This window comes from Citrobacter sp. FDAARGOS_156, from assembly GCF_001559235.2.
GTDB lineage: Bacteria > Pseudomonadota > Gammaproteobacteria > Enterobacterales > Enterobacteriaceae > Citrobacter > Citrobacter youngae.
This window is the reverse complement of sequence record NZ_CP014030.2, coordinates 2,609,950-2,622,291: the sequence shown is the minus strand read 5'-3', so window position 1 is coordinate 2,622,291 and position 12,342 is coordinate 2,609,950. Positions and strand designations below refer to the sequence as shown.

Annotated in this window: 13 protein-coding genes; 2 read left to right on the top strand and 11 right to left on the bottom strand. The window is 54.2% G+C overall.

The genetic code is table 11. The features are described from left to right. Positions 1-14: 14 nt before the first annotated feature. From AL515_RS12800 to AL515_RS12785, 4 genes are read right to left on the bottom strand one after another with little or no spacing between them, the layout of a single operon-like run. On the bottom strand, positions 15-938 hold the full coding sequence (locus tag AL515_RS12800) for a 3-hydroxyacyl-CoA dehydrogenase family protein (RefSeq protein WP_061067904.1): 924 nt from the start codon (positions 936-938) through the stop codon (positions 15-17). Then, a complete protein-coding gene (locus tag AL515_RS12795) occupies positions 928-2,133 on the bottom strand; it encodes an acetyl-CoA C-acetyltransferase (protein WP_061067903.1) in 1,206 nt (401 codons plus the stop codon). The genes AL515_RS12800 and AL515_RS12795 overlap by 11 nt, the downstream gene beginning before the upstream one ends. Before the next feature lie 10 nt (positions 2,134-2,143). Then, entirely contained in the window at positions 2,144-2,800 is a 657-nt protein-coding gene (locus AL515_RS12790) for a CoA transferase subunit B (protein WP_061067902.1), read from the bottom strand. A gap of 2 nt (positions 2,801-2,802) precedes the next feature. Continuing rightward, positions 2,803-3,510 (bottom strand): CoA transferase subunit A, encoded by a 708-nt coding sequence (locus AL515_RS12785; protein ID WP_048211658.1) that lies wholly within the window; start codon positions 3,508-3,510, stop codon positions 2,803-2,805. A gap of 142 nt (positions 3,511-3,652) precedes the next feature. Here AL515_RS12785 and AL515_RS12780 point away from each other — a divergent pair, with 142 nt between their 5' ends. Further along, entirely contained in the window at positions 3,653-4,543 is an 891-nt protein-coding gene (locus AL515_RS12780; protein ID WP_061067901.1) for a LysR family transcriptional regulator, read from the top strand. 10 nt (positions 4,544-4,553) lie between these two features. Here the strand turns inward: AL515_RS12780 and AL515_RS12775 are convergent, their stop codons facing one another. The 7 genes from AL515_RS12775 to AL515_RS12745 are packed head-to-tail and all read right to left on the bottom strand — an operon-like array spanning position 4,554 to position 11,477. Continuing rightward, positions 4,554-5,495, bottom strand: a complete 942-nt coding sequence (locus AL515_RS12775) for an ABC transporter ATP-binding protein (protein WP_061067900.1) — start codon at positions 5,493-5,495, stop codon at positions 4,554-4,556. Beyond that, on the bottom strand, positions 5,488-6,474 hold the full coding sequence (locus AL515_RS12770; protein ID WP_061067899.1) for an ABC transporter ATP-binding protein: 987 nt from the start codon (positions 6,472-6,474) through the stop codon (positions 5,488-5,490). The genes AL515_RS12775 and AL515_RS12770 overlap by 8 nt, the downstream gene beginning before the upstream one ends. After that, positions 6,471-7,367, bottom strand: coding sequence for a D,D-dipeptide ABC transporter permease (gene ddpC / locus AL515_RS12765; RefSeq protein ID WP_048211662.1), 897 nt, complete (start codon positions 7,365-7,367; stop codon positions 6,471-6,473). The genes AL515_RS12770 and ddpC overlap by 4 nt, the downstream gene beginning before the upstream one ends. After that, the gene (locus AL515_RS12760) at positions 7,364-8,386 is read right to left on the bottom strand and encodes an ABC transporter permease (RefSeq protein WP_061067898.1); all 1,023 of its coding nucleotides are present in this window, start codon (positions 8,384-8,386) and stop codon (positions 7,364-7,366) included. Before AL515_RS12760 ends, ddpC begins: the two co-directional genes overlap by 4 nt. A 44-nt stretch (positions 8,387-8,430) precedes the next feature. Then, positions 8,431-9,993: an ABC transporter substrate-binding protein gene (locus AL515_RS12755; RefSeq protein ID WP_048211664.1), complete on the bottom strand. Its 1,563-nt coding sequence runs from the start codon at positions 9,991-9,993 to the stop codon at positions 8,431-8,433. A gap of 15 nt (positions 9,994-10,008) precedes the next feature. Further along, positions 10,009-10,596, bottom strand: coding sequence for a D-alanyl-D-alanine dipeptidase (gene ddpX / locus AL515_RS12750; protein ID WP_061067897.1), 588 nt, complete (start codon positions 10,594-10,596; stop codon positions 10,009-10,011). 14 nt (positions 10,597-10,610) lie between these two features. After that, entirely contained in the window at positions 10,611-11,477 is an 867-nt protein-coding gene (locus tag AL515_RS12745) for a MurR/RpiR family transcriptional regulator (protein ID WP_048211666.1), read from the bottom strand. Positions 11,478-11,876: 399 nt separating this feature from the next. Here AL515_RS12745 and hdeB point away from each other — a divergent pair, with 399 nt between their 5' ends. Beyond that, the gene (hdeB, locus tag AL515_RS12740; RefSeq protein WP_005122660.1) at positions 11,877-12,206 is read left to right on the top strand and encodes an acid-activated periplasmic chaperone HdeB; all 330 of its coding nucleotides are present in this window, start codon (positions 11,877-11,879) and stop codon (positions 12,204-12,206) included. Positions 12,207-12,342: the final 136 nt, after the last annotated feature.

Here is a 12,342-nt window from a genome sequence, read left to right as displayed (position 1 = left end):
TACAGAAAGAGACGTTATGGCTTCAGGGCAAAGCGCAGTTGATGTTCACGGCGTTGCTGGATGTATTCCTTGCGCGAATCATCCCAGCGATAAAACCCCTGACCACTGCGCAAGCCGGTGTCGCCGTTGGCAACCTTGTCAGCAACAAGTGACATCATGTCGCTGCCAGTGGCCAGCTCCGGGAGCAGATGCCGACAAATATCCTGCACAGTAGACAGCCCGGTCATATCAGCCGCCTCCAGCGGACCGACCATCGCATAGCGACGCCCGAGGGAGGCGCGCATCACCTGATCCACCACTTCCGCGCTGGCGATCCCGCTTTTGACGATATGCAGCGCTTCACGCAGCAGTGCGAATTGCAAACGGTTACCGACAAACCCCGGTGCGGCGCGATCGAGCACCACCGCTTCCAGTTGCATTGAGAGCAACAGACGTTGCAACTCGCTGAGATATTCCGGTTTCGTTGCTGAACCCGGCACAATTTCAACCAGCGGAATAAAGTGGGGGGGATGCCAGAAATGGGCGATCAGCAACCGTTCGGGGTGGGTGAGTTTTTCTGCCAGCGCATCCGGCGGCAGGCCACTGGTATTACTGGCGATCACCGCATCTGGGGCGATTAATGCTTCCAGTTGTGCATACAGTGCGTGTTTGAGCTCGAGTCGTTCCGGGATCGCTTCAATCAGTAATTGCGCGGTGGCGATATCCTGCAGCGAAGTCGTACCGTGCAAGCGACTCAGAACCGACGCTTTTTCCTCTGCGTGAAACTGGTCAGTCGCGATCAGCTCATCGAGAATGCTCCCGGCAACGGCGTTAATTTCAGCAATCCGGTCGCTATCGGTATCAAATAGCCAGATATTATGGCCAAAACGGGCAAAATGGGTGGCAATGCCGACGCCCATTAAACCCGCGCCCAGGACGCTAAAGTGATTATTTTGCATGCTGTTCTCCTGTTGAACGCTCTACCGCCAGCGCGACGCCCTGACCGCCGCCTACGCACAGCGTAGCCAGCCCTTTGGTCGCGTTACTGCGCGCCATTTCATGTAACAGGGTCACCAGAATGCGGCAGCCAGAGGCGCCAATCGGATGACCCAGCGCAATCGCACCGCCGTTTACGTTCACCCGGTCGCTGTCCCAGTTCAGGGATTCGCCAACCGCCAGCGCCTGTGCGGCGAAGGCTTCGTTGGCTTCAATGAGATCGACATCATTCAACGTCCAGCCCGCTCGCTTCAGGCACTGGAGTGACGCCACTACCGGCCCAATGCCCATAATGGCCGGGTCGACACCGGAAACGGCGTAACCCGCCACCCGGGCAAGAACCGGCAGCTTAAGTTCTGTTGCTTTGGCGGCGCTCATCAGCATCACCGCCGCCGCGCCGTCGTTGATTGATGAGGCGTTCCCTGCGGTCACTGTGCCATTACCAGGACGAAAAGCCGGTTTCAGTTGTGCCAGTTTCTCCGCCTGAGTATCCGGGCGCGATTGTTCATCACGCTCAACCAAACGTGGTGGTTTTTTCCCTTGTGGAACGCTGACCGGCGTGATTTCTGCATTGAATCGACCGGCTTCAATTGCCGCCGCGGCTTTCTGCTGAGACTGCAGCGCAAAGGCATCCTGCTGCTCGCGACTGATAACGAATTTATCCGCCAGATTTTCCGCAGTAATGCCCATGTGGTAGTCGTTAAACGCATCCCACAACCCGTCGTGTACCACGCTGTCTTTCAGACTGGCATGCCCCAGACGCAGACCCGAGCGTGCGCCGTCGAGAAAATAGGGCGCATTGCTCATGCTTTCCTGGCCTCCGGCAATGATGATGTCCGCATCACCGCAGCGGATAGCCTGCACCGCCTGTTGCACCGCTTTCAGACCTGAACCACATACCAGATTGATGGTTAGCGCAGGGACCGTCACCGGCAAGCCAGCCCGTAATGCTGTCTGTCTGGCCGGATTCTGGCCGCTGCCCGCCGTCAGAACCTGCCCCAGGATCACCTCGTCAATTTGCTCCGGCGCGACGGCGGTTTTTTCCAACAGAGAGCGGATCACCACTGCCCCCAGTTCCACGGCACTGAGCGGTGCCAGCGCCCCGTGGAAACTGCCAATGGGTGTGCGCGTTGCGGCGACAATAACAACATCCTGCATGGTCAGCTCCTCAGCTAAATTGCATTTCGGGGACGTTTTCGGGAACGATCAGCTTGCCGGCTGTTCTGGCGACAATCTCATCCACGCTGATGCCCGGCGCACGTTCGCGCAGAATGAACGCGCCATCGGCGATCTCCAGTAACGCCAGGTCGGTAAGCACGCGTTTAATGCAGGCCACGCCGGTTAATGGCAGAGTGCAGGCGGGGAGCAGCTTGGACTCACCGTTTTTGGACGCATGCGTCATCACCACAATGATGTTTTCAGCCCCGGCCACCAGGTCCATCGCGCCACCCATGCCTTTCACCATTTTTCCGGGGATCATCCATGAGGCGATATTGCCGTTAACATCCACTTCAAACGCGCCGAGCACCGTCAGGTCAACGTGACCGCCGCGGATCATGGCGAAAGATTGCGCCGAGTCGAAGATCGCCGCGCCTTTGCGCGCCGTCACGGTCTGTTTACCGGCGTTGATCATGTCAGCATCAATTTCGTCTTCGGTCGGAAACGGGCCCATCCCCAGCAGACCGTTCTCCGACTGGAGCATCACGTCCATACCATCGGGAATATAATTGGCCACTAAAGTTGGAATACCGATCCCAAGGTTGACGTAATAACCGTCGCGCAGTTCCCGGGCGACACGCATCGCCATTTGTTCACGTGTTAACATGGTCAGGCTCCTTTCTGGCGCAGCGTGCGTTGTTCAATGCGTTTTTCAAACTGCCCCTGAATGATGCGGTTTACGAAAATTCCCGGGGTATGAATTGCGGCGGGATCCAGCTCGCCGGGAGGGACAATTTCTTCGACTTCCACGACGGTAATACGCCCGGCGGCGGCCATCAGTGGATTAAAATTCTGTGCGGTGTGGCGATAAATAACGTTGCCGTACCAGTCGGCTTTCCAGCCTTTGACCAGCGCAAAATCACCGGTAATCGCCTGTTCCATAATGTAAGGACGGCCGTCAAATTCACGTACCTCTTTGCCTTCGGCGACGGGTGTACCGTATCCTGTGGCGGTGAAAAACGCCGGGATCCCTGCGCCGCCGGCACGTAACTGCTCAGCCAGCGTGCCCTGTGGGGTCAGAATGGCTTCCAGTTCACCGCTCAGTACCTGCTTTTCAAACAGCGCATTTTCGCCAACATAGGACGCTACCACTTTACGTACCTGACGTGTTTCCAGCAGCACACCGAGGCCAAAACCATCCACGCCGCAGTTGTTTGAAACGACGGTCAGTCCCTGAACCTCCCGACGGCGTACTTCGGCAATCAGGTTTTCAGGAATGCCGCATAAGCCAAAACCGCCCGCCAGCAGCGTCATATTGTCGGTCAGCCCTGCCAGCGCCTCTTGATACGTGGCGACACGTTTATCCAGTCCAGCCATACACTTGTCCCTCCAGTTGTCCTTGCCGACATCATTGGGGGTGAAAAATGATTTGTTAATTTTAAATTTGTGACTCACTCATTGGGTTTTTTTATCAATTTAATGTTAATTAAAGGTATTCAATAGGTTAAAGGAATGCGAAATGGGAATGAGCATCAAACAGTTACGCGCGTTTTTAGCGGTAGCTCACACTCTGAATTTTGCTCATGCCAGTGAAAGACTGAATATGTCGCAGCCCGCATTAAGCCTGGCGATTAAAGGACTTGAGGACTCGCTGGGCGGGGCGTTACTGTTGAGAACCACCCGCAAAGTGACCCTGACGCAGGAAGGAGAAACGCTGCTGAATATGGGGCGACAACTGCTGGCGGACTGGGAGAATACGGAAGAAGCAATGCGCCAGCGCTTTACACTGCAACGCGGTAAAATCTCCATTGCTGCCATGCCTTCGTTTGCGGCTAACGTCCTGCCACAGGTACTGAAAACCTTTCGGGATTGCTATTCCGGTATTAACGTGACGGTTCACGATGTGATCAACGAACAGGTCATTGAAATGGTGAGTGAAGGGCGGGTGGAGATGGGGATCGCCTTCGAGCCTGATTATTCAGGGCAACTGCACTTCACGCCGCTCGGTGTCGATCGTTTTGTGGCGATCGTCCCGCCAACATCCAGGCTGGCGGGGCGAGAGCGTATTGCGTGGCGCGAACTGCTGACGCTGGATTTTATTACGCTGCAACGCCCATCTGCCGTGCGCCTGATGCTGGAAGAACAACTGGTGCAAAGCGGACATACGCTGGACGTGGCGCTGGAAAGCCATCAACTGGTGACCGTTGGCCGTATGGTGGCAAACGGATTAGGCGGCAGCGCAGTTCCCGCACTGTGTCGAACACAAATGACGGAACTTGGCGCAACCTGTATAGAGCTTGACGGTCCCGTGATCCAGCGGCGGATCGGGGTGCTGCGTTCGGCACACCATAAATTATCAACCGCGTCGGGAATGCTGGTGGACGCGCTGAAAAAGGCGTATCTCGCCTGAAAATGCGTAGTCAGCAGATGTCAATGGCCCGCCAACAACGAACTTCGCGTCCGGTTTCATTTTTCAGTAATGTCTGTTTTTTTTCACATCCGTGGGTTGCCAGCGGGCATCTGTCGCGGAAAAAACAGCCTTGCGGTAGTGTCCTGTTGCCGGGGAGTTCGGTTTTACGCAGGACCAGGTCTTCAGCCAGCGGCGTACCCGTTTTAGGCACCGAATCCAGCAACAGACGGGTGTAAGGATGCGCCGGATGCGAGAGAACCTGTTGCGCATCGCCCAGCTCAACAATTTGCCCAAGGTACATCACCGCCACGCGGTCGCTCATATGCCGTACGACCGATACGTTATGCGATATCAGCACAAAAGTCAGATTCCGGCGTGCCTGCAATGCAACCAGCAGATTGAGGATTTGCGCCTGTACCGAAATATCCAGTGCCGACGTCGGCTCATCAAGGACGATCACATCCGGCTCCGATGACAGCGCGCGGGCGATGGCAATACGCTGGCGCTGTCCGCCAGAAAAGGCATGCGGCAGGCGGTCGAGGTATTCCGGACGAATCCCTACCTGGCGAGCCAAATCCTCGGCCAGGGCGCGGCGTTCGCGTTCAGGGCTACGCTTTTGGATCCATACCGGTTCAGTGATTATTCGCCATACCGGCAAGCGCGGATCCAGGGATGAAAGCGGGTCCTGAAAGACCATCTGCATACCGTTATGCTGTTTGCCACCGCCGCAAGAATAGTGCCCCTGGCTCGGTTTGAGCATCCCCATCAGCAGTTGTGCCAGCGTACTTTTACCGCAGCCGGATTCGCCAACAATCCCCAGCGTTTCCCCCTGGCGGATTTGTAAATCCAGACCGTTGAGTGCATGCACCCGCTCTGTTACTTTGCCGAGCCAGTTTTTTCGCGCGGGGAAGTTAATATGAACATCCTGCAGGTCCAGTAAAATATCAGACATGTGTCGTCTCCAGTTGTGGGTACCAGCAGGCGGATTGTTGATCCGCACCGCCCTGGCTGCATAAATCAGGTGTTTCTTCACAGCGAGGCCCCGCGGCAAAGCAGCGATCGCGGAACGCACATCCTACGGGTAAACAGGTTAAATTCGGTACGGTACCCGGAATCGCGGGGAGCAAAGCACGCGGTTCACCGTGCTCAGGCGCACACTTCAGGAGGCCAATAGAGTAGGGATGTGTGGGGTGCTGAATAACGGTTTGCGTCGGGCCGCTTTCAATCACGCTCCCGGCATACATAACGTATAACCGGTCACACAATTGCGAGACGACGGCCATATCATGGCTGATAAACAACACGGCGGTACCGCTGGCCCGCGCTTTACGCTTCAGTAAGCGCAGCACCTGAAGCTGTACCGTGACATCCAGCGCGGTGGTGGGTTCATCGGCAATGATCAGGTCTGGCTCACAGGAAAACGCGAGCGCAATCATCACGCGCTGACGCATCCCCCCAGAAAGCTCAAACGGGAAGCGGGACATTACTTCCGGGGCATCCGGGATTTGCATTTCTTCCAGTAACGCAATGGCTTTCTGCCGGGCATCCGTGCGGCTCAATGCCTGATGGTGACGGATGACCTCCACCATTTGCTGGCCGATTCGTCGTGTTGGATTCAACGCCGTCATCGGCTCCTGGAAAATCATCGCAACGCGCTGGCCGCGCCACTGGCGCATTTGTTTTTCGCTGGCAGTTAAAACATCTTCACCCAACAGCGTAACGTGCCCCTGATGGATACGATAGCTTCCTTCGGGTAACAGACGCATGGCGAGCATGGCCGTGACGGATTTCCCTGAGCCAGACTCACCAACCACGCCGACAATTTCACCCCGGTTGATATGCAGCGACACATGATTCAGCGCATGCACATCCGCTTTATAACCGGGGAAGCTCAGATGTAAATTCTCGATCTCCAGGACAGGTTGTGTCATGAGTGTTTTCCTCCGGCTTTCGGATCCAGCAGATCGCGAATACCATCACCAAAGAGATTAAAGCCCACGGCGGTAATCAGAATGGCGGCACCAGGAAATGCGCAATACCACCACTGGTCAAGCACGTAGTTTCTACCAATCGCCACCATTGCGCCCCATTCAGCGCTGGGTTGCTGGGCGCCGAGGCCAATAAATCCGAGCGTGGCGGCCATCAGGATCGCACTGCCAATATCCAGTGATGCCTGCACAATCAGCGGGGGAAGTGAATTGCGTAAAATATGCCAGCTGATCAGATGCCAGCGTGATGCGCCATAGGTTCGCGCGGCCTGTACATAAGTAAACTGACGAACGACCAACGTTTGACCGCGGGCGAGGCGTACATAGAAAGGAATACGCACAATCGCAATCGCCAGCATGGCGTTGAACAGGCTTGGCCCTAATGCAGCGGCCAGTGCCATTGTCAGTACCAGCGAAGGAATGGACAGCATAACATCCATCATACGCATGATGATCGCATCGGCACGTCCGCCCATCACGCCAGACAGGCATCCCAACAGCGAGCCCAGCCCGCCAGCGATACCCACCACCACCAGACCGGCGACAATTGACTGCTGACTTCCGACCAGGACGCGGCTGAACAGGTCACGCCCCACTTCATCGGTGCCAAACCAGTGGCTGGCCGACGGTGGCAACAGGCGAGCGGTCAGATCGATGGCGTTAGGATCGTAAGGGGTGATCCACGGAGAGAGCACCATTAACAGTAGCATCAGTACAATAATAACGCCGCCAATCAGCGTCAGCGGGCTGCTTTTCATCATCCAGAACAATTTGGCCCAGTCCGTGCGACGGCGGGCGGTCTGCGGGGCCGCTGGCGTTTCTTGTGTGAGCATCATTGTGCGCCTCCACGTCCAATTCGAGGATCTACCCACAGATAGAGCAAATCCACCACCAGGTTAACCAGCACATAGGCGAAGGAGACCACCACGGCAAATCCCATCACGGCCGGGAAATCAAGCGCCTGAATAGAGGTCACAACCCAGGCGCCCATGCCCGGCCAGGCAAAGACCGTTTCGGTCAGTACCGCGCCATAGAGCAGATCGCCCAGGGCCAGACCCAGCACGGTTATTGACGGAATCAACGCATTCGGCAGTGCATAACACAAAATGATGTACCAACCCGGTAAACCACTGGCACGCGCGGTGCGGATATAATCTTCGCCCAGTTGTTCCAGCATGGCGGAGCGAATCTGTCGGGCAACGATCCCTAAGTGCACAAAGGCCAGCGTCAGCGACGGCAGGATCAGGTGCTGCAGCGCATTGAAAAAGACCTCGGCGTTGCCTTCCAGTAGCGCATCAACCAGATAGAAACCGGTGACGTGCGTGGGGGGATCGAGCCAGTCATCAAGCCGTCCGCCGCCGGGTAAAATCTGCAAATGGCCATAAAACAGCACGATAACGCCGAGGCCCAACCAGAATGCCGGGGTCGAAATACCGGTGATCGCCATCAGGCGGACGAGGTGGTCGAGCCAACGGTTGCGCCAGACAGCAGACAGAATACCCAGCGGGATACCGATGATCAGCGCCAGCAGCAGAGAGCAGAAGGCCAATTCAAGAGTGGCAGGGAAGAATACGCGCAGTTCATCCAGCACCGGACGGCCGGTGCGAATGGATGTGCCTAAATCACCCTGAAAAATATCGCTGACGTAACGGAAAAACTGAATATACAGCGGCTGATTCAGTCCCAGCTGTTGGCGAATATTTTCGACAATTTCATCACTGGCGCGATCGCCGGCCAGCAGTCGTGCAGGGTCGCCCGGGATCAGGTGTGAAATAATAAAAGTGATTACACAGACACCGGCAACCACCAGGATAAGTCCCCAGCATCGCTGGCGTAAAATGCTCCAGAAGGTCATTGGCTTCCCCTTGCGGAGCCAAATCGGCTCCGCATTAATGTGGTTTATTTACTCATGGTGGCGATATTGAAGACCTGTTCCAGCATGGGGTTGAAGACAAAACCTTTGACGTCTTTATTCATCGCCAACTGGTAGTTTTTCTGGAATAAATAGACGTAAGCCGCTTCATCAATGACGATGGTTTGCGCCTGCTGGTAATCATTGGTTCTGGCGACCTGGTCGGTGGTGGCCAGCGCGCTGCGCAGCAACTTATCGACCTCACTGTTTTCATAGAATGAACGGTTACCCGGCAAGCCTTTCTTATCCGACTCGAACCAGTAGTTCATGAACATGTACGGGTCAGCAAAGTCCGGGCTCCAGTTACCGATGGCAATGTCATAGTCACCTTTACCGACGCGATCTCGCATGGTGGCATTCGCCAGTTTTTCCAGTTTCACCTTAATGCCTAACTTGCCGAGGCTGGCCTGAGTGGAGAGCGCAATTGGCTCCCAGTTAGGATCGTTATCGGAATACAGGAAGCTCAGGGTTTCGGGTTTGTTGGCAACGTTACCTAATGCTTCTTTTGCTTTCGCTTCATCAAAGCTGTACTGCATGGCCTTGTCATCAAAACCCCACATCCCCTCAGGAATAGGGCCACGCATCTGCTTGCCGTTACCGCTGAGGATCCCATTTACCATGCCTTTATAATCGGTGGCCCACGAGATGGCGCGGCGCAAATCCACCTGATTGAGCGGCGCTTTACTGTTATTCAGATACAGATAGGTCACGCGCAACGAGGGATAATCCGCCACGTTGACTTTACCTTCCTGTTTGAGAGCAGCAAGCTGGTCAACAGGAAGCGCATCGGCAATGTCGATATCGCCACGGGACAGTTGCAAACGACGGGAAGCGCTTTCTCCGATGATCTTGACCGATACGCGTTTAAACGTGGGTTTAGGGCCGGAATAATGTGGGTTGGGTACCAGTACCAGTTGTTGTCCTTTTTGCCAGCTCTTCAACATGAAGGGACCAGACCCGGCCGTATTTTGTGCCAGAAATCCACGGGCATCATCAGCGGCATGCTCTTTTAAAATCGCCGGGTTGATAATTGAGGCGCCGTCATTTGCCAGCGTATATAAGAACGGCGCGAATGGTTGGCTAAGGGTAAATTTCACCGTGTTGTTGTCGATGGCATCAACTTTCAGATCTTTCGGAAATGCCTCAGCCGGCCCTTGACCGATCTTGAGCAAGCGCTCAAAAGATTGTTTTACTGCATCAGCGGTCACTGGCGTGCCGTCGGCGAATTTTGCATCGCTTTTCAGGGTAAAGATCCATTCTTTTTGGTCATCAGACGCTTTCCAGCCGCTGGCCAAATCACCTTCAACTTCCGTGGAACCTTTGCCGCCCTCTGTTTTGTACTGAACCAAACGCTGATATGAGGGATAGGTCACCGTCCAGTCGTTGTTATCGATTGTTACAGCGGGGTCGAGCGTTTGTGGATCAGCGGCTTTACCGATAACCAGCATATCTTTAGGGACGGCGGCCTGTGCGGCAGGCAAAGCGACCGCCAGCGCAACGGCTAACAGAGCGGGGCGAAAAAACGAGGTTAACGCAGGTGTAGTCTTCATAACCAGGCTCCAGAATTAAATGGGATGTTGTGTTGTTATAGACGTGACAGTGTAACAAGCTATTTGATCGTCAAGCAGCGGGTAACGCGCGGCATTTGGCAGTTCGAAATGCCACCACTCGCTGTTGATGCCGACAAAACCGCCGCCGAACATGATGGCATTGAGCAGCAGTCGATTACGCTGCGCAGCCGGAGGAACTGAAGGGTGCCAGGCATGGGAACGGTCATGCATTTCATCAAAACCAGCCCCCATATCGAGCACATTACCGCGAGCATCCATCAGCGTGACGTCAATGGCCGTACCCCGGCTGTGATTCGAACCGATCGCCACATCCACCACATACTGCGGATCCGGACAGGCATTCCACAGTATCGCCTGCGCCTGTTGTGGGCGGTAGGCGTCATACACCACCAATGACAAACCCGCCAGTTGCGCGATGCTGATGCTTTTAGCCAGTGCAGTGACGGCCTCGGAATGCAGCAGGCAGCGCGCTTCCTGGTAGATGGGCGCGCCGGTAATGTTATCGGCTGTAGCGTATTTCAGGTCGATATGCAGTGACGGGAAAATCACCGACAAATCGACCAGTTCTGGGGTATCTGACATAGCACGTTTCCTGTTTATTGTTCGAATTGACCAAATTGTTGTTGTAACTGGCGGTTAGTTTGCAGGCGTCCCGCGAGGGAGTCGCCCAGTTGCGCCACCACCGCGGAGAGTAATAAGTTGAACAGGCAACTTACCGGAGCAAGCGAATCCCAGAAGTGCCCGGTATCCGTTTTCACCTGAAGTAAATCAATGGCATAGTCTCTGGCCCAGGGGCACCATACATCCGTGATTAACGCCAGAGGAATGCCGCGCTCACTGGCAACGCGGCAATATTGTCGGGATGTCGCCGAGTAAGCGCGCGTATCGGTGATCACGACATAAGGTTGATTAAATCCCGAGTTCAGCGACTCAACCCAGCTACCGGAAAGTCCTTCGGAGTAACTCACTTTCGGGCGCAGATATTCCAGATGGCTAAAAAAGGCGTTAGCGATCCCGCGGGTGGACTGGATCCCAAGGATATAAACGGCTTCTGCCTGCGCCAATTGCTGCGCAATACGTAAAAATGTCTCGCTTTGCGCCAGTTGGTAGACGTGGGTGATAGCGTCAATCTCCAGCAACAGCGACTGTTGTGCGCGGTCAGGTAGATTTTGCTGCTGGTGCCAGGAGTCCAGGCGCTCGTTCATTCCCCAGGGCTGATAGGGAATAGCCGGTATTTCACGCAGGCTGGCTTTCGCATCTTCCAGGTTACGAAACCCGAGTTTACGCAGGTAGCGCCCGACGGTAATGCCACTGGTTCCTGCTGCTTTCGCGATGCCGTCTGCCGTTTCAAAAGGGATCTGTGCAGCGTGCGCTAACAACCAACCGGCAACGCGCTTTTCGCTGGGCGTTAGCTGGCTAAAGGTCCTTTCTATGCGGGCAAATAACTCAGGTTTTGATGTCATTACCATCTCGCTGTTAGTTGTTTGTCAGATACCGCGTCACTGTTACCGGATTAACAATGCAGGACGCGTGCCAGGTCGGCGACAGCGCTGCGTCGGGGTTCTTTGTTAAAAAACATCAATTTTCATTAACCAATGATCAACATTTGTGCAGCGTAGTTCAGTTTTGGTGCAAAGGTAGGGTAAGTGAGGGATGAATCTGCTGATTTCGTCGTAACGATCACATTGTGTGCAACATTTCTTATCAGACATCAGAATCAGTAATGTGAAATATAAATTTCAGCCATATCGATGGCCGTAATATTTATTCTTCTGACGGTGGGAGTATTATTTTTTGCGAACTACATTAACGGTTTAAAGCGCAAGTGTAGATATTATCTGGATTATAAATGGAGTACTACAATGAATAAATTCTCCCTTTCTACAGCAGGCATCCTGGTCGCAGCGCTGTTAACCAGTGTAAGCGTCAATGCAGCAACTGATAACGCTAAAACTGAAGTCACTCCGAAAGGCATGAGCTGCCAGGAGTTTATTGATTTGAACCCGCAAACTATGGCTCCGGTTGCTTTCTGGGTGCTGAATGAAGACGAAGACTTCAAAGGCGGCGACTTCGTTGACTATAACGAAACCATCACTACAGCTGTGCCTCTGACCGTTGAACTTTGCAAAAAACATCCGCAAAGTGAATTAAGTAAAATAAAAGAAGAAATCAAAAAAGAATTATCTAAATAAGATTATCCATGTATTAAAACCCAGCCTGAGTGCTGGGTTTTGCTATATGTGACAACGTCACTTATTTATTTCGTAAGACTTAAGAAAACGTTATAAAGATATAAACTCCTGTGCCGATACTGGGTAAAAGTTAGCC

Coding starts and splice junctions, on each gene's coding strand:
- AL515_RS12800 (WP_061067904.1), bottom strand. CDS start 938: ATGCAAAATAATCACTTTAGCGTCCTGGGCGCGGGTTTAATGGGCGTC.
- AL515_RS12795 (WP_061067903.1), bottom strand. CDS start 2,133: ATGCAGGATGTTGTTATTGTCGCCGCAACGCGCACACCCATTGGCAGT.
- AL515_RS12790 (WP_061067902.1), bottom strand. CDS start 2,800: ATGTTAACACGTGAACAAATGGCGATGCGTGTCGCCCGGGAACTGCGC.
- AL515_RS12785 (WP_048211658.1), bottom strand. CDS start 3,510: ATGGCTGGACTGGATAAACGTGTCGCCACGTATCAAGAGGCGCTGGCA.
- AL515_RS12780 (WP_061067901.1), top strand. CDS start 3,653: ATGGGAATGAGCATCAAACAGTTACGCGCGTTTTTAGCGGTAGCTCAC.
- AL515_RS12775 (WP_061067900.1), bottom strand. CDS start 5,495: ATGTCTGATATTTTACTGGACCTGCAGGATGTTCATATTAACTTCCCC.
- AL515_RS12770 (WP_061067899.1), bottom strand. CDS start 6,474: ATGACACAACCTGTCCTGGAGATCGAGAATTTACATCTGAGCTTCCCC.
- ddpC (WP_048211662.1), bottom strand. CDS start 7,367: ATGATGCTCACACAAGAAACGCCAGCGGCCCCGCAGACCGCCCGCCGT.
- AL515_RS12760 (WP_061067898.1), bottom strand. CDS start 8,386: ATGACCTTCTGGAGCATTTTACGCCAGCGATGCTGGGGACTTATCCTG.
- AL515_RS12755 (WP_048211664.1), bottom strand. CDS start 9,993: ATGAAGACTACACCTGCGTTAACCTCGTTTTTTCGCCCCGCTCTGTTA.
- ddpX (WP_061067897.1), bottom strand. CDS start 10,596: ATGTCAGATACCCCAGAACTGGTCGATTTGTCGGTGATTTTCCCGTCA.
- AL515_RS12745 (WP_048211666.1), bottom strand. CDS start 11,477: ATGACATCAAAACCTGAGTTATTTGCCCGCATAGAAAGGACCTTTAGC.
- hdeB (WP_005122660.1), top strand. CDS start 11,877: ATGAATAAATTCTCCCTTTCTACAGCAGGCATCCTGGTCGCAGCGCTG.